Origin of the sequence: Saccharothrix sp. CB00851, from assembly GCF_001905065.1 — a bacterium.
Taxonomy (GTDB): Bacteria; Actinomycetota; Actinomycetes; order Mycobacteriales; family Pseudonocardiaceae; genus Actinosynnema.
In genome coordinates, this window is the sequence record NZ_LWLC01000001.1 from 295,984 (window position 1) to 314,463 (window position 18,480).

The 18,480-nt window shown below is 71.3% G+C and carries 14 protein-coding genes and 1 pseudogene; 6 read left to right on the forward strand and 9 right to left on the reverse strand.

The features are described from left to right. Window positions 1-1,363: 1,363 nt before the first annotated feature. Window positions 1,364-2,014, forward strand: coding sequence for a hypothetical protein (locus A6A25_RS44540; protein ID WP_198932549.1), 651 nt, complete (start codon window positions 1,364-1,366; stop codon window positions 2,012-2,014). Window positions 2,015-2,116: 102 nt separating this feature from the next. Here A6A25_RS44540 and A6A25_RS01380 read toward each other — a convergent pair whose 3' ends face one another. Beyond that, the gene (locus tag A6A25_RS01380) at window positions 2,117-3,718 is read right to left on the reverse strand and encodes a recombinase family protein (protein WP_073885866.1); all 1,602 of its coding nucleotides are present in this window, start codon (window positions 3,716-3,718) and stop codon (window positions 2,117-2,119) included. Window positions 3,719-3,775: 57 nt separating this feature from the next. Between A6A25_RS01380 and A6A25_RS01385 the strand changes: the two are divergent. Further along, a pseudogene (locus A6A25_RS01385) lies at window positions 3,776-4,600 on the forward strand (alkaline phosphatase D family protein); the annotation flags it as partial. Here the strand turns inward: A6A25_RS01385 and A6A25_RS01390 are convergent. Further along, on the reverse strand, window positions 4,601-5,461 hold the full coding sequence (locus tag A6A25_RS01390) for an NAD(P)-dependent oxidoreductase (protein WP_073885867.1): 861 nt from the start codon (window positions 5,459-5,461) through the stop codon (window positions 4,601-4,603). Window positions 5,462-5,566: 105 nt separating this feature from the next. On the opposite strand from A6A25_RS01390, the gene A6A25_RS01395 reads away from it, so the two are divergent. Beyond that, window positions 5,567-8,617 carry a BTAD domain-containing putative transcriptional regulator gene (locus tag A6A25_RS01395; RefSeq protein ID WP_073885868.1) on the forward strand — a complete coding sequence of 1,017 codons (3,051 nt, stop codon included), beginning with the start codon at window positions 5,567-5,569 and terminating at the stop codon, window positions 8,615-8,617. A gap of 68 nt (window positions 8,618-8,685) precedes the next feature. On the opposite strand, the gene tsaD is transcribed toward A6A25_RS01395, so the two are convergent. The 3 genes from tsaD to tsaB are packed head-to-tail and all read right to left on the reverse strand — an operon-like array spanning window position 8,686 to window position 10,860. Beyond that, window positions 8,686-9,738 (reverse strand): tRNA (adenosine(37)-N6)-threonylcarbamoyltransferase complex transferase subunit TsaD, encoded by a 1,053-nt coding sequence (gene tsaD, locus A6A25_RS01400; RefSeq protein ID WP_073885869.1) that lies wholly within the window; start codon window positions 9,736-9,738, stop codon window positions 8,686-8,688. Further along, a complete protein-coding gene (rimI, locus tag A6A25_RS01405; protein ID WP_073885870.1) occupies window positions 9,731-10,189 on the reverse strand; it encodes a ribosomal protein S18-alanine N-acetyltransferase in 459 nt (152 codons plus the stop codon). Before rimI ends, tsaD begins: the two co-directional genes overlap by 8 nt. Continuing rightward, entirely contained in the window at window positions 10,186-10,860 is a 675-nt protein-coding gene (tsaB, locus tag A6A25_RS01410) for a tRNA (adenosine(37)-N6)-threonylcarbamoyltransferase complex dimerization subunit type 1 TsaB (RefSeq protein ID WP_073885871.1), read from the reverse strand. Before tsaB ends, rimI begins: the two co-directional genes overlap by 4 nt. A 71-nt stretch (window positions 10,861-10,931) precedes the next feature. Here tsaB and A6A25_RS01415 point away from each other — a divergent pair, with 71 nt between their 5' ends. From A6A25_RS01415 to A6A25_RS01425, 3 genes are all read left to right on the forward strand, one after another. Beyond that, on the forward strand, window positions 10,932-11,303 hold the full coding sequence (locus A6A25_RS01415; protein ID WP_073885872.1) for a MerR family transcriptional regulator: 372 nt from the start codon (window positions 10,932-10,934) through the stop codon (window positions 11,301-11,303). A gap of 376 nt (window positions 11,304-11,679) precedes the next feature. Beyond that, entirely contained in the window at window positions 11,680-13,005 is a 1,326-nt protein-coding gene (locus tag A6A25_RS01420) for an acyl-CoA synthetase (protein ID WP_073885873.1), read from the forward strand. Continuing rightward, window positions 13,002-14,216 carry a carboxyl transferase domain-containing protein gene (locus A6A25_RS01425; protein WP_073885874.1) on the forward strand — a complete coding sequence of 405 codons (1,215 nt, stop codon included), beginning with the start codon at window positions 13,002-13,004 and terminating at the stop codon, window positions 14,214-14,216. The genes A6A25_RS01420 and A6A25_RS01425 overlap by 4 nt, the downstream gene beginning before the upstream one ends. Before the next feature lie 4 nt (window positions 14,217-14,220). Here the strand turns inward: A6A25_RS01425 and tsaE are convergent, their stop codons facing one another. From tsaE to A6A25_RS01445, 4 genes are all read right to left on the reverse strand, one after another. After that, entirely contained in the window at window positions 14,221-14,679 is a 459-nt protein-coding gene (gene tsaE, locus A6A25_RS01430; protein ID WP_241828454.1) for a tRNA (adenosine(37)-N6)-threonylcarbamoyltransferase complex ATPase subunit type 1 TsaE, read from the reverse strand. Then, window positions 14,676-15,779, reverse strand: coding sequence for an alpha/beta fold hydrolase (locus A6A25_RS01435; RefSeq protein WP_073885876.1), 1,104 nt, complete (start codon window positions 15,777-15,779; stop codon window positions 14,676-14,678). The genes tsaE and A6A25_RS01435 overlap by 4 nt, the downstream gene beginning before the upstream one ends. Further along, window positions 15,776-16,888 carry an alanine racemase gene (alr, locus tag A6A25_RS01440; protein WP_073885877.1) on the reverse strand — a complete coding sequence of 371 codons (1,113 nt, stop codon included), beginning with the start codon at window positions 16,886-16,888 and terminating at the stop codon, window positions 15,776-15,778. Before alr ends, A6A25_RS01435 begins: the two co-directional genes overlap by 4 nt. 186 nt (window positions 16,889-17,074) lie before the next feature. Next, window positions 17,075-18,469 (reverse strand): bifunctional ADP-dependent NAD(P)H-hydrate dehydratase/NAD(P)H-hydrate epimerase, encoded by a 1,395-nt coding sequence (locus A6A25_RS01445; protein WP_073885878.1) that lies wholly within the window; start codon window positions 18,467-18,469, stop codon window positions 17,075-17,077. Between the last annotated feature and the right edge of the window lie 11 nt (window positions 18,470-18,480).

Genomic DNA, 18,480 nt, shown 5'->3' on the forward strand with positions numbered 1-18,480 from the left:
GTACGCTCGACTGTCCGACGTGTAAGCCGCACGGCGGAACCGGGCGTGTCTTAGCTGGCTCGGACAGCTAGGAACCGATCGGAGGTAGCTTTGCTGGTCCGAGTGACCAGAAGCGGAAAGCAGCGGGCTTGCCACTGGCGGTACTGCGACGTCATGTGGGCCGACCGGAATTCGCCGCTCCGCCTGTCGATGGAGTACGTGATCCTCCTACGGTACGAGTCCAGGGACCAGCCCTCGATCTCGAATCTGGCGGAGTACCACGGCGTGAACAAGAATACGATGGAGGCCCTTCTTCACCGGGCCAGCGCACGGCGCAAGCTTCTGCGCACGCGCGCAAATGGTCCAGCTTAGAACGTCCCTGCGCGGGGCTGACAGGCGATTCCCAGCCCCAAGCGCACGAAAGCCCCCCGCCCGGAGGCGGGGGGCTTTCGTTGTGGTCGCCATCGCCCAGTGGAGCCCTCCGAATCGTGCGGACACCACTCATGCGCGCACGCCCTGGTGTGATCTTGTGGACCCGACGTGATCCACTGCGGAACTGGCCGCGTGTCGATCTACTAGCGTACTGGTACCATCGGCAGTAGGGGCACTAACCGCCCAGGTCAGCGGCTACTAGGTTCGCTCGGCAACGATCTTGGCCGCCAGGGGTGGTACCACTGTCCGATGTGGACTGAACGGCTGTTGCCGTTGGGGGTTCATATTGGGGTGCATGTGGGGGTGCACACGGGGGTTCACCTTAGAGCGCCACCCCCTAGAGGTTGCGTAACCCCTGGTCAGACCGGGTGTAAGGGGTTCCGTTGGTATCCCAGACTCACATACAGGAACGTCAAGTGACACACGTTCGCGCCGGGGGCGCGGCGGGGTCGCGGGGCGGTCCTCGTGGGGTTACCCGTGGAGTTACCGGGCGAATTACCGATCGAATTACCTATTAGAGCGGTAGCCCTACCGCCGTCTTTTTTGCCTGTTCAACCGGCCTCTGAGCCCTACCGATGCTCCGCCCGACTCAATGCCCCGTAGGGGTCTGACGACGTGGATACGCGCCCCTGCGAGCGGTTCAGCGGCGGGCCGGTTCGCCTCCCTGTCGGACGTCGGCGCTGGTCAGTAGAGGGACCTCGACCTAGGGAACGGGCAGGGAAACGTCCCTGCCTCCCTGACACCTCCCTGACGCCTCCCTTCCGTCCACATCGGTCCTGCGGCCGGTGATCGCCGCATGGGACGCGGTCGGGTCGCTGCGGGCACGACGACCGGTCTTACCTGAAGTATTTGCATTCGCAAGTCGAAAAACAGCGTTATTTTTGGAGTTCTTGGGTGTCAACGGGTCCGCGCTCACGGGCGCGCCCGCCACCCGTCCGCCAGGAGCGCGCTCATGTCCGCTGAACCCGTCCGCCGCCACCCCGACCCCTCCCCACCCGATCCAGCGCCGCACAGCGGCGCTGGGCTGCCTTTCCGGCTGCCTCCGGCGCGCTTGGCGGCGCTGGCCGGCGCGCTGTCGGTGCCCGATGGCGGCTTCACCGTCGATCCGACCACCGGGGCCGACGTGACGGCCGGCTACGCCGTGTCGGTCGATCCGTACTGGGAACGGGTCCACGAGCACCCCGTGACCGCTGATGATCTCGCCGCCTACCTGGCGACCGCACGACGCGCGTTCGCGCTGCCCCGTCGCGTTCTGGGCGGGTGGCGCGATCCCAATTCCGGCCGTATCTACCTTGACGTGTCGGTGGTCGTGCCGACCCTGGCGGAAGCGCTGGAACTGGGGCGCTCCGCCGGGCAGCTCGCCGTATTCGACCTCACCGCCAGGAAATCCATCCCGGTCGCCTACGACGGCGGCGCAAAGGTGATCCCACTGCACACAGCAGCGAACCGGCATCGGGTACCCCGACCGATTCGGGCGACCGCCACGACAGCGCCGGACGGCGCGATTTGGGTCACCGTTGACGGGGAGAACGTCCGACAAGTAGCCGCCGGTATCAGCGCGATATGCGACGCGTTGATAGCGAAGCGGCCACCCGCCGCGTAACCCGGTGCCGGCGGTCGCTCCGCTCACCCTGAAACCAGAGGACCCCTTCCGCTCACGGGCGGAAGAGGTCCTCTGGTTTCACGGCGTCCCGAATAACTGACGTTATTGTGGATCGACGGGAATGGTGAACGTGTATTCGTCAACCCCGTCGGAAATTACGCTGTCGTGGTATTCAGCAAGTTCGGGCATTGCTTCCCGCCAACCGTCTGGCAGACGGAAACCGGCGGTCAGCGTCCTATCCTGATTCTTGCGCACCGCGAACCGGTAACCCAGTTCCAGCCACCGCAACCGCCGGTCTTCCGGCGACAATCCGGCCAACTCTTCCCGCCAGGTGCGATCGGTCGGAACCCACTGCACACCACCGGGGTCGGCGGGAAGCGCCCGGAGCGTGTCGATATCGCCGAGAATCCGGTTTCCGTCTTCCATCACCCGGTGCCGTTCCTCGGAGGTTGTCGCCTTGGCAACCCCGGACATCATCCGGGCGTATTCACGTTCGAGCTTGGCGATTTCGTTCGCATGGTTCGTCGGGGGCAACACAATCCGTTCCCGGACGGGAACCATTGAGAACAGTTTGTAGAAGGTCTGTTCGGCCAGCGGTTCGATTTCCTCTGCCCGCATGGCCGGTCCGTGCTGGCGGGTGGGGCACTGCCAGTAGTTGTACTGGTAATCGACCGTTGAACCGTCTTTGCGGGTCCGGGTCCGTGCGGCGATACGGTGCCACAACGGTTCGAAGCAATCCGGGCACACCAGAATCCCGGAGAACGGATAAGGCTGGTTGCTGCCGCGACTCTTCCGGCGAGACTTTTCGTCCAGCTTGACCATGATTTCCGACTGTTCGGCGGGCTCGAAGATCCCGAGTTCGACCAAGTCGGAATGTTCGAGCAACCTACGCAAAGCGGTTACATTCCATTCGTAGCCCTTGAGTTCGACCGTGGCCGGGTCTTCTCCGCGCCTTTCTGCGGCTAGCTGTAGTTGACGGTCCCTCGGACTGACGACGTGATTTTCGGTCAGCCAACGGCACATGTCGGAAAGGTTGGTTCCGTGGCGTGCCTGTTCCGACAACGTGTGCAGAATCTTAACAGCGTACTGGTCCAGCCCTAGAATCCAACCACCACCGGGAAGTTCAACCGGCATGGTTCCGTAAAGGTGACCCTCACCGGACCAACGTCCCGCCTCTTTCAACCTCGCCTTAGCGGAGCGGAACCTCTCACGCATCCGCTCCCTTTCCATCCTGGCAAAGGCAGCAATGAGCGTGATCATGAATTCCGACATGGAGTTGGACGAGTCGATACCCTCGGCAATGCAGATCAGCCGCTTACCGCGCTCTCGCAACCAATCCAGCAGGGTCAACGCATCCACAACGCTCCGGACAAGCCTGTCCAACTTCGACACCACAAGGGTTTTCCACGGGTGCGGCGGCGCGTCACTCAGCCACTCTTTCAACCCCTCCCGCTTGAACGGGTCAAGGTCACCCGAGACGTGCAAATCCTCGACCGTGGCGAGAATGGGAATGTCGTAGGCGTTCGACCAGCGGTGGGTTTCCGTGGTCTGGGTCGCGCTACTCGTGCTCTCGTCGGTGTAGTGCGACTGGCGCACGTAGCACACCGCGCCATCCCCATCCGGGGTGAACGGGATTACCGCCCGCTTGTCGCTGAGTTGCTTCCGGAACTTGCGCCGCGTACGGCGGGCGGGGGATGCACTCATGGTCGTATCCTCGCTGGTAGGCCGCTTGTCACTGTAGTCGGCTGACCCGTTTGGTGGGACCACGAGATCGAGAACAACTGGGCCGACGACGTGCCCGAGCGGCCGGACCCGGACTTCGCGGCCCGGCGCGCGGCGGCGTTCCAGGCGTACTACGAGAACATGCCGCTGCGGCGCGGCGCCCGCCCCAACGGCATCGACATGCAGCTCTACCGGCGGGCCCAGTGGGGTGGCTTGGTCAACTTCCACATGCTCGACACCCGCCAGTACCGGGACGACCAAGCGTGCGGCGACGGGTGGAAGACCTGCGCGGACGCCGGGCTGCCGACCCGGTCGATCACCGGCGCGGAGCAGGAGGCGTGGCTGCTCGACGGTTTCCGGGAGTCCCGCGCGCGGTGGGACGTGCTCGGCCAGCAGGTGTTCTTCGCCGAGCGCGACCGCAAGGACGGGCCGGAGAAGGAGGTGTCGATGGACGGGTGGGACGGCTACCTGGCCTCCCGCGACCGGGTCACCCGCGGGTGGGTCGACGCGGGTGTGCGCAACGCCGTCGTGCTGACCGGCGACGTGCACGCGCACTACGCGGCGGACGTGAAGCTGGACTGGAACGACCCGGCGTCGTCGCCGACCGTGGGCACCGAGCTGGTGTGCTCGTCGGTGACGTCCGGCGGTGACGGCAACGACACGGTCGACCAGGTGCAGCTGCGGCTCAACCCGCACATCAAGCTGCACAGCAGGCGGCGCGGGTACGTGCGGACGAAGTTCACCGCGCGGGAGATGCGGGCCGACTTCCGCACGCTGCCGTACGTGCGGACGGCCGGGGCGCAGGCCACGACGCTGAAGTCGTTCGTGGTCGAGGACCGCAACCCCGGCTTGAACCCGGTGTGATCAGCCCTTGATGACGTTGATCAGGGCGGTGAAGCTGTCCTTGCCGTGCCCCGCCGCGATGGCGCGGTCGTAGAGGGACTTCACCGCCCTGGGCAGCTCCGTGTCGAGCCCGGCGGCTTCGCTCGCGCCGAGGACGTGCGCCGCGGTGGCGCCCATCATGGTCGCGTTGGCCAGGTCGCCGGGGTGCTCGCCGGAGTCGACGTGCTTCGCCATCTCCGCCACGTACATCGACAGGCTGGCGCTGATGTCGGCGAGGTAGGGCGCGTACCGCTCGGCCGTGATGCCCGCCGACTTGGCCAGGGCGGTGGCGTGCAGCATCGCGGCCAGCGCGGGGAGGAAAGCGGCCAGCTGCGCCTGGTAGAGCACCTGGGCGATGGTGTGCTCCTCGCCCATGTAGTCCGGCCTGCCGATCAGCGCGAGGGTGTCGCGGTGGCGGTCGAACACCTCGCGCGGGCCGCTGTAGAAGGCGTACGCGTCCGGGTGGCCGACCATCTCCGCGTTCATCATCACGCCGCCGACCAGCAGTTCCGCGCCGCGTCCGGCGAGCCAGGCGGCCGCCTTGAGCGTCTTGTCCGGTGCTTCGGAGCTGAGGTTGACGATCGCCCGGCCCGCGAGGTCGACGCCGTCGAGGACGTCGTACATGGCGGCGTAGTCGGTCAGGCTGAGGATGACGAGCCGGTTCGCGGCCACCGCGTCGGCGGCGGTGGCGGCGCGCACGGCACCTCGGGCGACGACGGCGTCGGCACGGGCCGGGGTGCGGTTCCAGACCGTGGTCGGGTGGCCGGCGTCGAGGAACCGGTTCACCATGGCCTGGCCCATGGGGCCGAGGCCGATCAGGGTCAACGGGGTCTTGGCAGTCATGTGTTCTTCACTCCTTCGTGTGACTTCCACGGTGGCCGGGGGCGCGCACGGTTCGCTGCGGGTCCGCTGGGGGTCGGCTCACGGTCGCCCGGTTACCGTCCGGGCGTGAGATTCGGGGTGTTGGGGCCGCTCGGGGTGTGGACGGCGGGCGGTGAGGCGGTCCGGGTGCCGGAGGCCAAGGTCCGGCTGCTGCTGGCGGACCTGCTCGCGCACGAGGGGCGGCCGGTGTCGGCGGACCGGTTGGCGTTCGACCTGTGGGGTGACGAGCCGCCCGGCAACCCGGTGAACACGTTGCAGACGAAGGTCTCGCAGCTGCGGCGGGCGTTGGAGGCGGCCGAGCCGGGTGGGCGCGAGCTGGTCGCGCACGGTCCCGCCGGGTACGCGGTGCGGGTCGATTCGTCCACTTTGGACGTTCTGCGGTTCCGGGAGCTGGTGGCGGCCGGGCGGTTCGGCGAGGCGCTGGCGTTGTGGCGCGGTGAGACGCTGGCGGAGTTCGCCGACGCGCCGTTCCTGGCGCCGGTGGTGGCGCGGTGGGCCGAGGAGCGGTTGGCGGCGCTGGAGGAGTTCGCCGAGTCGGCTTCCGGTCAGGTGGACTTGGCGGCCGAGGTGGCGCGGCACCCGCTGCGCGAACGTTTGCGCGGGCTGCACATGCGTGCCCTGTACCGGGCCGGGCGGCAGGTCGAGGCGTTGGAGAGCTACGCCGAGCTGCGCCGGCTGCTGGTGGAGCAAGGGCTGGAGCCCGGTCCCGAGCTGGCCGAGCTGCACCGGGCGATCCTCAACCACGAGCTCGGGCCGGTCGCGCGGACGAACCTGCCGGTGGCGGTGACCGGGCTGGTGGGCCGGGACCAGGCGGTGCGTGACCTGTGCGACCTGCCCCGTGACGCGCGGCTGGTGACGCTGACCGGTCCCGGCGGGGTCGGCAAGACGAGCCTCGCCCTGGAGGTCGCGCGGCAGGTGTCCGTCGCGGACGGGGTGTGGCTGGTCGAGCTGGCGGGCGTCGGCCGGGCCGAGCAGGTGGTGAGCGCGGTGGCCGACGTCCTCGGCGTGCGTGACGACGCGTCGGGGACGGCGCTGGTGGAGGCGCTGCGCGGCCGTGAGGTGCTGCTCGTGCTGGACAACTGCGAGCGGCTGGTCGAGCCGGTCGCCGAGCTGGTGTCACGGCTGCTGCGGGCGGTGCCGGGGTTGCGGGTGCTCGCCACCAGCCAGGAACCGCTCGGGTTGGCGTTCGAGACGGTGTGGGCCGTGCCGCCGCTGGACCTGGCGAGCGCGGTCACGTTGTTCGCAGCGCGCGCTGCCGCCGCCGCGCCCGGCTTCACGGTGACGCCGGACAACGCGCCGGTGGTCGAGGCGATCTGCCGACGGCTCGACGGGCTGCCGCTGGCGGTGGAACTGGCCGCGACACGTGTGCGCGGGCTCGGCGTGACGGCGCTGCTGGACCGGCTGGACGACCGGTTCCGGTTGCTGGCCACCGGGCACCGGGACGCGCCCGCACGGCAGCGCACGTTGCGCGCGATGATCGACTGGAGCTGGGACCTGCTCGGTGACGCCGAGCGGATCGTGCTGCGGCGGTTGTCCGTGCACGTGGACGGGTGCGCGCTGGACGCCGCGGAGGCCGTGTGCGCGGGTGGCGGGGTGGCGGCCGACGAGGTGCTGGACGTGGTGACCAGGCTGGTCGACCGGTCGTTGGTGGTCGCGCCCGAGCACACCGGCGAGCCCCGGTTCCGCCTGTTGGAGTCGGTCGCGGACTACGGGCGGGCACGGCTGCGCGAGGCCGGTGAGTTCGAGGAGGTGCGTGCCCGGCACGCGGTGTTCTACCTGGGGTTGGCCGAGCGCGCCGACCCGGAGCTGCGTGCGTCCGGGCAGTTGGCGTGGCTGGACCGGTTGGACGCCGACACGGCGAACCTGCGTGCCACGCACGATGCGTTGGACGCGGCCGGCGCGGCACGGCTGACCCGGGCGTTGACCTGGTACTGGTTCCTGCGGGGACGGCTGCGGGAGGGTCGGCGGCTGATGACCGCTCCGGATCCGGTGACGGTGGCGTGGCGGGCCGGGTTCGAGGTGCTGCTGGGTGAGGCGGTGGAGCCGTCGGTGATCTCCGGGACGGCGGAGATCGAGGATCGGCTGGAGCGGGCGCGGGCGCGGTGGTTCCTGGGCTACGTGCTGTCGACGGTCGGTGACATGCCGTCCGGTGAGGAGCTGACCGACCAGGCGTTGGCGGCGTTCGAGGAGTCGGGCGACCGGTGGGGCGTGGCGGCGGCGCACAGCGACCGGGTGAGCCAGGCCCTGGCCCGAGGACGGGTGAACGAGGCGCGTGCGTCGGCTGCCACCGCTGACGAGCTGTTCGTGGCGTTGGGTGAGCGGTGGGGGCAGCTGAAGGCGTCGTTCGGGTTGGGGATGCTCGCGCAGCTGGCCGGTGACCACGAGCGCGCGGAGGCCGTGCACCGGGACGGGCTGCGGGTGGCGGAGGAGCTGCGGTCGTGGCCGGAGGTGTCGTACAAGCTGTCCTGGCTGGGGCGGGTGGCGTTGCTGCGCGGTGATTACGCGCAGGCCCGTGAGCTGCACGAGCGGGCTCGTCGGACGGCGGCCGAGCACGGGTTCTCGCCGGGTGAGGTGTACGCGGAGACGGGGTTGGCGCTGGGCGCGCGGCGGGAGGGGCGGCTGGACGAGGCGGAGGCGCACTGGGAGCGGCTGCGGTCGTGGCACCGGCAGGTCGGGTTCGAGGCGGGTGCCACGTTGGTGCTGGCGGAGCTGGGGTTCGTGGCCGAGCAGCGGGGTGACGCGGCGCGGGCGTTGGAGCTGCAGTCGGAGGGGTTGGCGCTCGCCCGGCAGGTGGGTGATCCGCGGGCGATCGCGTTGGCGTTGGAGGGGGTGGCGGGTGCGCTGGCGTTGGCGGGTGACGCGGAGGCGGCGGCCCGGTTGCTGGGCGCGGCGACGGCGGCGCGTGCGTCCGTGGGCGTGCCGCTACCGGCCGGCGAACGCGGTGACGTGGACCGGATCGCCGCCGCGGCCCGTGCCGCGCTGGGCCCGGAGGCCTTCGCCACCGCTTTCGCCTCCGGCCACGCCGAAGGCCTGCACACCCGCGTGTCGAACACCCGCGTCCCGCGTGTCGAACCTCCAGGACCCCCGAATTCAACGCTCGGGTCCGGCCCTGCCTGACGCGAACGTGGAACTCGGGGGTCCCGGGCGTTCGACACGCGGGACCTGAGCGTTCGACTCGCGCGGGGTCAGAGGATCTGGATGGTGCTCACGGGGAGGCCGGGGGTGGTGGACAGGTCCAGGGCCGAGGGCTTCGCGCCGGCGGCCACCAGGTGCGCGCCGAGAGCGGCGATCATCGCGCCGTTGTCGGTGCACAACCGGGGACGTGGCACGCGCAGCTCGATGCCCGCCTCGGCGCAGCGCTCGGCCGCGAGGCCGGACAGGCGCGAGTTCGCCGCCACCCCGCCGGAGATCACCAGGGTGTCCACGCCGAGGTCCTTGCAGGCCCGGATGGCCTTGGCGGTCAGCACGTCGGCCACCGCCTCCTGGAACGACGCGGCGACGTCGGCCAGCGGGATCTCCTCGCCCGCGCGTTCCTGCTTCTCCACCCACCGCGCCACCGACGTCTTCAGCCCGGAGAACGAGAAGTCGTACTTCGCGTCACGCGGCCCGGTCAGCCCGCGCGGGAACGCGATCGCGCAGCCGTTGCCCTGCTTGGCGAGCTTGTCGATCGGCGGACCGCCCGGGTAGGGCAGGTCGAGCAGCCGGGCCACCTTGTCGTAGGCCTCGCCCGCCGCGTCGTCCACGGTGGACCCGATCTCGGTGATCTTCTCCGCCAGGCCCTCGATCAGCAGCAGCTGCGAGTGACCACCCGACACCAGCAGCGCCACGCACCGCTTCGGCAGCGGACCGTGCTGGAGGGTGTCCGCGGCGACGTGCCCGGCGAGGTGGTTGACGCCGTACAGCGGCTTGTCCAACGCCGCCGCGTACGCCTTCGCCGCCGACACGCCGACCAGCAGCGCGCCCGCGAGCCCGGGACCGGCGGTGACCGCGATGGAGTGCACGTCCCGCAGCTGGATCCCGGCCTTCTCCACGGCACGGCGCATGGTCGGCACCATCGCCTCCAGGTGCGCGCGCGACGCCACCTCGGGCACGACGCCGCCGAAGCGGGCGTGCTCCTCGACGCTGGACGCCACCTCGTCGGCGAGCAGTTCCATCGACCCGTCCGGGCCGAGCCGGACGATGCCGACGCCGGTCTCGTCACACGAGCTCTCGATACCGAGGATGAGCCGGTCAGTCACGGTTCGCGGGCCTTCCCATCGTGTACGCGTCGGCACCCGACGGCTGGTAGTAGCGGCGGCGCAGGCCCAGGTGCTCGAAGCCGTGCGCCAGGTAGAGGCCGATGGCCCGCTCGTTGTCCGTGCGGACCTCCAGGAACACCGGCAGCCCCAGCTCGTCGGCCTTGGCGAGCAGGGCCCGCAGCAGCGTCTTGCCGACACCGCTGCCCTGGTAGTCGACCACGACCGCGATGGTGTGCACGCTGGCCTCGAAGTCGGTCAGGCCGAGCCCCGCGTACCCGATCAGCGCGTCGCCGACGTACGCGCCGACGTAGAAGTTGCCGTTGTCGAGCTCGCTGCGGAACGCGTTCGCGCTCCACGGGTCGTCACCGGGGAACAGCTCCCGCTCGATCCGCGCGCACCGTGCCGCGTCCAGCCGGCGCAGCGGTGCGATCGTGACGGTCCCGGAACTCACGCCTTGGTCACCCGCTTGCGTCCGACCGGCTCGACGGCGTCGGGACGGCGCAGGTAGAGGGGGGTGAGCGCGGCCGGACGCGCGCCGGCCAGCAACTCCTCGGCCGCCGCCGCGACCAGGGACACCGGTGACGGGTAGCGCGCCTGCACCACCGGCAGCCCGATCACGTCGGCGTACATCTCGGCGCCCTCACCGGCGGCCTCGGCCACCGCGGGCAGCTTCGCGACCAGGTCCGCGGGACGGTCGACGTGCGGACCGTCGGTGCGCCGGCCGGCCGCGTCGTAGGCCGCCCAGTACACCTCCTTGCGCCGTGCGTCGGTGGCCACCAGCAGCGGTTTGCCGGTGGCGGCGTCCAGCGCGACGGCGTCCGGGGTCGGCACGGGGTAGACGGGCCGGTTCAGCGCCTGGCCGAGGGCGGCGGCGGTGACCAGGCCGACGCGCAGCCCGGTGAACGGTCCCGGGCCCGAGCCGCAGACGATCGCGTCGAGGTCGGACAGCCGGTGGCCCGCCTCGGCCAACGCCTCCTGCAGGTGCGGTGTGAGCAGCTCACCGTGCGCCTTCGCGTTCACCGTCACCCGCTGGGCGAGCAGGCGGGGAGGTGCGCCGGGCGTCAGTTCGACGACACCGGCCGTGACGGCGGGGGTGGCGGTGTCCAAGGCGAGCACTAGCACAGCTGAAAAGAGTATCGGGTGGCGTGAACCACACTGGTGTTGACGTCCACGTCATGTCGGAGGATGGGCGGGTGCGCATCGGAGAACTGGCACGGCGGGGTGGCACGACCACCCGTGCGCTGCGCTACTACGAGTCCCTCGGCCTGCTGACCGCGCGACGCGGCCCGAACGGGCAGCGGGAGTACGACGAGGACGACCTGAGGCTCGTGCACGAGATCCGCTCGCTCGCCGGCATCGGGTTCGCGCTGGAGGACACCCGGCCGTTCGTGCAGTGCCTGCGCGAGGGTCACACGACCGGTGACGCGTGCGCGGAGTCCGTCGAGGTGTACCGGCGCAAGCTCGCGGAGCTGGACGACTGCCTGACCCGACTCCAGGCCGTGCGCGACCAGGTGCGCGCGCAGCTGCGGGAGGCCGAGCGCCGAAGCGGACCGTGCTCACCTTGACCGACGCCGGTTGTCCACAGGTGCGGCGGTTGTCCACAGGGCGGGCGTGATCGCGCCGAATCGTCGTGGTGTGCCGGCAGGATCAAGAACAGGGGACCCCCTGGGCGGGGACTTCTGCGACAGCGCGGCTTCCGCCAGCCGGGGCATCTGCGGCAACGCGGCTTCCGCCAGCCGGGGCATCTGCGGCAACGTGGCTTCCCGTGGCGGGGCCAGCTGCGGCAACGCAGCTCCCCCGGGCCGGGACTCTGCGCCGGCGTCGCTTCCCACGGCGGGGACGGCTGCGGCAACGTGACTTCCCCCGGCCGGACGGCTGAGGCAGGGTGGCTCGGGCCACAGTTGTGGTGCGCCCCGTGCCCCGGCCGGTCACTGTAAGGGGATGCTGCTGCCAGCGTTGGCCTCGCCGTCGTCCAAGGTCGCCCTGCGGTTCCCCGAGCGGGAGCTCACGTACGAGCAGTTGGCGCGCGAGGCACGTGAGGTCGCGTACGGGTTGGTCGGCAAGCGGCGGGTGGCGGTGTGGGCGCACGTCCGGCCCGAGACGTGCGTCGTGGTCGTCGGCGCGTTGCTGGCCGGTGTGCCGGTCGTGCCGCTCAACCCCAAGGTCGGGGAACGCGAGCTCGCGCACATCCTCGCGGACAGCGAGCCCGACCTGGTCGTCGATGACGAGTTGCCGTCCGGCCCGCCGGTCGACCTGCCCGAGCCGGACGACGAGGCGCCCGCGTTGATCGTCTACACGAGCGGCACGACGGGACCACCCAAAGGTGTGGTGCTGCCGAGGCGGGCGCTGGCGACGAACCTCGACGCGCTGGCGGAGGCGTGGGCGTGGACCGCGGACGACGTGGTGGTGCACGGCCTGCCGCTGTTCCACGTGCACGGCCTGGGCGTCGGGGTGATCGGGCCGCTGCGGCGCGGCGGGACGGCGCACCACCTGGGGTCGTTCAGCGTGGCGAAAGCCGCCGCCGCGTTGCGGGACGGCGGCACGATGCTGTTCGGGGTGCCCACGATGTACCACCGGATCGCGGCCGAGCCCGAGCACGCGGAGGCGTTCGGGAAGGCGCGGCTGCTGGTGTCCGGGTCCGCGGCGCTCCCAGCTTCCGTGCACGAGCGCGTCGAGCAGCTCACCGGCCAACGCGTGGTGGAGCGCTACGGGATGACCGAGACGTTGATGAACACCAGCGTCCGCGTGGACGGCGACCGGCGGCCGGGCACGGTCGGGCTGCCGCTGGACGGGGTCGAGCTGCGGGTCGTCGGCGACGAGCCCGGCGAGATCGAGGTGCGGGGGCCGAACCTGTTCCTGGAGTACCTGAACCGGCCGGACGCCACGCGTGAGGCGCTGCGCGACGGCTGGTTCCGCACCGGTGACCTGGCCGTGGTCGAGCCGGACGGTTACGTGCGGATCGTCGGCCGGCGTGCCACCGACCTGATCAAGAGCGGCGGCTACAAGATCGGCGCGGGCGAGATCGAGAACGCCCTGCTGGAGCACCCGTCGGTGGCCGAGGTCGCGGTGACCGGTGAGCCGGACGACGACCTGGGCGAACGGGTGGTGGCGTGGGTCGTGGCGCGCGGGGAGGCGCCCGAGCCGGAGGCGTTGAGCGACCACGTGGCCCGGCTGCTGTCGCCGCACAAGCGGCCCAGGGTGGTGCGGTTCGTGGACGCCTTGCCGCGCAACGACATGGGCAAGGTGCTGAAGCGGGAGCTGCGGTGAACCCGCTCGGCTGGCCGGGGTACGAGGAGCAGCTCGCCCGGGCGCGGGAACGGACCGGTGGCGTCGAGTCGGTGTCGTGGCGGCGGCACCGGGACGCCGTGGTGATCACGTTTGACTTCCGGTTCCTCGGCGGTTCGGTGGGCACGGCGGCCGGCGAGGTGATCGAGGAGGCGTTCACCGAGGCGCGGGCCGCGCGGCTGCCCGTGGTGTCGCGGATCGCGACCGGTGGCAGCCGGATGCAGGAGGGGATGCTGTCGTTGCGGCAGCTCCAGCGGGTGGCGCGGCTGTGCGCGGCGCACCGGGAAGTCGGGCTGCCGCACGTGTCGGTGCTGGGTGATCCGACCACCGGTGGGCTGTGGGCGTCGCTGGGCGCGGGTGCCGACGTCGTGATCGCGGTGTCGGGGGCGCAGGTCGGGTTCGCCGGCAGCCGGGTGCGGCCGGTGGACGACCCCGCTTACACGGCGGAGGGGCAGTTCGCGGCGGGCACGGTCGACCTCGTGGTCCGGCCCGACGAGGTGGACGCCACCGTGGCGCGGATCCTCTCGTCGCTGACGCGCGGTGACGCCGTGCCGGCCGAGGTGCCGCGTGCTCTGGGTGCGTCGGAGTTGCCACGCGACGGGTGGAGTGCGGTGTCGCGAGCACGCGCTCCGGAACGTCCGCGGGCGGCGGCTTACCTGGACGACTACTTCGACTCGCGGATGCCGATCACCGGTGATCGCGCGGGCGGGGTGGACGCGGGGATGCTGTGCGGCATCGGGCAGCGGGGCGAGCGGGCGATCGCGTTCGCCGCGCAGACCGGCACGGCGAACACCCCGGCCGGTTTCCGCACGGCGGCGCGGCTCGTCCGGCTGGCGTCGCGGTTCGCGCTGCCGGTGCTGACGTTGGTGGACACGCCGGGTGCGGCGAACGACGTGGCCGCCGAGCAGGCAGGGGTCGGTGCGGCCATCGCGGACCTCTTCGGCGCGGTCGCCGAGGCGCGCGTGCCGATCACCACCCTGGTCATCGGCGAGGGCGGGTCCGGCGGCGCGCTGGCGTTGTCGTCACCGGAGCACACGTGGATCACGCCGGACGCCTACTTCTCGGTGATCGCGCCCGAACTGGCGGCGGCGATCCTGAAGCGCGACGACGTGCCCCCACTGGCCGACGACCTGAGGCTGCGGCCGCAGGACCTGGTGGAGCTCGGCGTCGTGCGCGGCATCGCGGAGCGCTAGCCCGTCACACCGGGAGTTCGCGGTCGACCCAGGCGCCGTGCGGGTGCAGGTGGGCGATGCGCACGTCGTCGTCCCGGCGTTCCAGCCTGATCAGCAGGTGGTCCTCGGACAGCCGTTCGGCCGCGCCCTCGCCCCACTCCACGGCGACCACGGCGTCGACCAGGTCCGTGTCCAGGTCGAGGTCGTCCAACTCGTCCAGGTGACCACCGAGCCGGTAGGCGTCCACGTGCACCAACGGCACGCCACGCCCGTCCGGCGCGGGGTCGTGCACGCGGGCGATCACGAACGTCGGCGAACTGACCCGACCCGTCACGCCGAGGCCGTCGGCCAGGCCGCGCACCAGCGCCGTCTTGCCCGCGCCCAACGGCCCGGACAACAGCACCAGGTCACCGCCACGCACCAACGCACCCAGCTTGCGCCCGAACTCCTCGGTGTCGTGCACCTCGGGGAGCGTCACGCTCACGCTCGTCGCCACCACCGCCGCCTGCTTTCCGACCGTTCGGCGGCACTGCGCCGAACCAATCCGACCAGGTGCCCGGTGACCAGGTCGGGTTGTTCCAACATGAGCATGTGGCCCGCCCCGGACACGCGGACCAGTTCGCCGTGCGGCATCTCCTCGGCCATCCGCTCGGCATGCGAGAACGGTGTCAGCTTGTCGGCGTCACCGCTGATCACGAGGACCTCGCAGTGCCGGAGACCGGCCAGCGCCTTGTAGCGGTTGTGCGTGCCGAGGGTTTCCAGGAACTCGGTGAGCACCTGCACCGTGGCGCCGTTGATCATCTGCGCCATCAGGTCGACCAGCGACGGGCTGACGTTGCCGGTGCCGAACGCCAGTGCCCGGATCCCGCTCCAGGTGAGCGTGGACGCCCGGCGCCGGACCCACTCCACCAGGCCCGGTTGCAGGCCGGCGAGCCGCCCGACGCCCAGCGTCACCGGGTTGTAGCGGGACAGCACGGACTTCGGCAGGCCCGCGCCGCCGACCGCGCCCGCCGCCGTGCCGACGAGCGCGACACCGCGCACCCGGTCGGCGAACAGCTCGGGCCGCTGCTCGGCCAACGCCATGATCGTCATTCCGCCCATCGAGTGACCGACGAGCACCAGCGGTCCTTCGGGGGCCATCGAGCGGATCACCGCGTCGAGGTCCTTGGCGCACTGGTCGATCGTGCTGCCCTCGGCGGTGGAACGACCGGAGCGGCCGTGGCTGCGCTGGTCGTACAGCACCTGGCGGACGCGGGGACCGACGAGCGTGGCCAGGTCGCGGCGCTGGAAGTGCCAGCAGCGGCGGTCCAGCGCGAAACCGTGCACGAGGACGACCGTGACCTCGGCTTTCCCGCCGTCCCGCGGGTCGACCTCCTCGACCGACAGCGGCACGCCGTCGTCCGCGGCGACGGTCGACTCGCGGGTCGGGGTGAGGCGGCCCAGTGGTTCGTCGGCGAGCGGGTCGTCGAGCTGCCGGTCGTGGGAGACCTTCTTCTGGTTCGCGGCCACGCCCACCGCGACACCGGTCGCGGCGGCGCCGAGGATGCCGCCGGCCCAGCCGACGGCTTTCCACACCGTGTTCACCGACGTGTCCCCACATACTTTCGGGTGACACGCGGCCGGTACATACCGGTGACGATCTCGTAGTCGATGGTGCCGGTGGTGTCGGCCCACTCGCGAGCCGTCGGCTCGCCCCTGTCACCGGATCCGAACAGCACGACCTCGTCCCCCTCCGCCACCGCGTCGTCACCGCAGTCGACCACGACCTGGTCCATGCAGACCCGGCCGACGACCGGGCGGCGACGCCCGGCCAGCCAGACGTCCATCCGGTTCGACAGGCTGCGCGGCACGCCGTCGGCGTAACCGACGGGCACCAGGGCCAGGTTCGTGTCTTCCCGCGCGGTCCAGGTCAGACCGTAGGACACCGACTCCCCGGCCGGGATGCGCTTGGTGAGGGCGACCGCGGAGCGGAACGTCATGACGGGGCGCAGGTCGGTCGGCACGGGGACCGGGTTGAGGCCGTAGATCGCGATGCCCGGCCGGACCAGGTCCAGGTGGAGGTCGGGGCGCGTGATGAGGGCGGCGGAGTTCGCGATGTGGCGGCGCGGGTCGAGGCCGGCGGCGAGGGCTTCGCGGTAGGCGTCGTCGAAGCGCTCGGCCTGGGCGTCGGTGCCGCGGTGGCCGATCTCGTCGGCGACCGCCAGGTGTGACCAGATCGAGTGAACTTCGACGTTGTGGGTCTTGGCGGCGCGTTCGACCAGCTCCGACCAGCGGCGGGCCGGGCAGCCGCTGCGGGACAGGCCGGTGTCGATCTTGAGGTGGACGCGGGCCGTCTTGCCGGCTTTCTCGGCCGCCGCCGAGATCTCCTCCAGTTGGACGAGGGAGGACGCGGACAGGTCGACGTCCTGCTCGACACCCGGCGCGTAGTCCGTGCCCGGCGGGTCCAGCCAGGCCAGGATCGGCACGGTCAGCCCGGCCGCGCGCAGGGTCAGGGCCTCGGCGAGGGAGCAGGAGCCGAGCCACGTCGCGCCCGCCTCGACCGCCGCCTCGGCCACCTCCACGGCACCGTGCCCGTACCCGTCGGCCTTGACGACGGCCATCGTGTCGGCGTTCGGCGCGAGGGCGGCGAGGTGGGCGACGTTGTGCCGGAGGTTGTCGAGGTCGATCACGACCTCAGCGCGAGGAGCAGCCATAACGCCGTTCATGGTGACACAGCCCCACCAACCCCTTTCGCGCGTGTCCTACGTCCAGAACGGGCGTGTCCTACGTTCGCGTACCCCGAGTTGAACGTTCAGAACGGGCCAGCGGTGTGCTGAACGTTCAACTCGGGTGTTCTGAACGTAGGACACGCGTGGCGCGAACGTAGGACACGCGCGGGGTCAGAGGGGGCGGACGGCGCGGATGGCGTCGGGGAGCGCGCTCAGCAGCGAGGTGGCGGGGATCGGTGCGCCGTCCGCGGCCAGGTCGGCGGCCAGGACGTGGACCTTGGCGGCGCAGCCGGCGGCCAGGACCGGGTCCAGGCCCGAGGCCAGGAGGGAGCCCAGGACGCCGGACAGGACGTCACCGGAGCCCGCCGTCGCGGCCCACGAGGAGCGGGCGCGGTTGACCAGGACGCGACCGTCGGGGCCGGCGATGACGGTGGCGTGGCCCTTGAGCAGCACGACGGCGTTGTAGCGTTCGGCGGCTTTCCGCGCGGCCGTCACCCGATCAGGGCCGACCGGCCCGACCAGCCGCTCGTACTCGCGGTCGTGCGGCGTCAGCACGAGAGGGGTGTCGGGGTCGCGCGCGTCCCACAGGTCGGGGTTGTTGGCCAGCATGGTGATCGCGTCGGCGTCCGCGCACACCGGGACACCGGCTTCCAGCACCGTGCGCAGGACCGACTCCGCGCCCAACCCCGTGCCCAGCCCAGGCCCGACGACCCACGCCTGCACCCGGCCCGCGTCCGTGATCGAGCCCGTGCAGATCGCCTCCGGCCACCGCGCCCGGACGTCCTCCGCCGCCGCACCGGCATACCTGACCAGGCCGGACGTCGACAGCAACGCCGCACCGGTGGCCAGCACCGCCGCGCCCGGGTACGTCGCCGAACCGGCCGCGACGCCCGTCACGCCCTGCGTGTACTTGTCGTCCTCCGGCCCCGGCACCGGCCACGCCGTGCCGATGTCGGCGATGTCCAGCTCGACCAGGTCCGGTCCGTGCAGCTCGCCGTCCAGCCCGATGTCGACCAGCCGCACGTCACCGCAGTCGGCCAGCGCGTGCACGGGCTTGAGGCAGCCGAACGTCACGGTGGTGTGCGCGCGCACGGCGGGCCCGGAGACCGCGCCCGTGTCCGGGTCGATGCCGCTGGGCAGGTCGACCGACAGGACCGGCGCCTCCAGGTGCGCCACGTGTTCCGCGGCGTCCGGGCGCAACGGGCCGCGCGCGGAGAGGCCCACGATGCCGTCGATCACCAGGTCGACGTCGCGCAGTCGCGGGACCACCCGGCCACCGGCGCGACGGAACGCGGCCAAGCCCTCGGCGTGCACACGTTCAGGTGTCAGCAGGACGGCGGACACGGCGACACCGCGTTTGCGGAGGTAGTAGCCCGCCCACAACGCGTCGCCGCCGTTGTTGCCCGCGCCGACGAGCAGGCCGACCCGTCGTTCGCCCGCCAGCAACTCCGCCGCGACGACCGCCACGCCGAACGCCGCCCGGCGCATCAGCGCGCCGGCCGGCACGACCGCCATCACGCGCTCTTCCGCCGCCCTGACCCGATCGGTGGTCCAGAAACCCCGCATGGGGCCAAGCG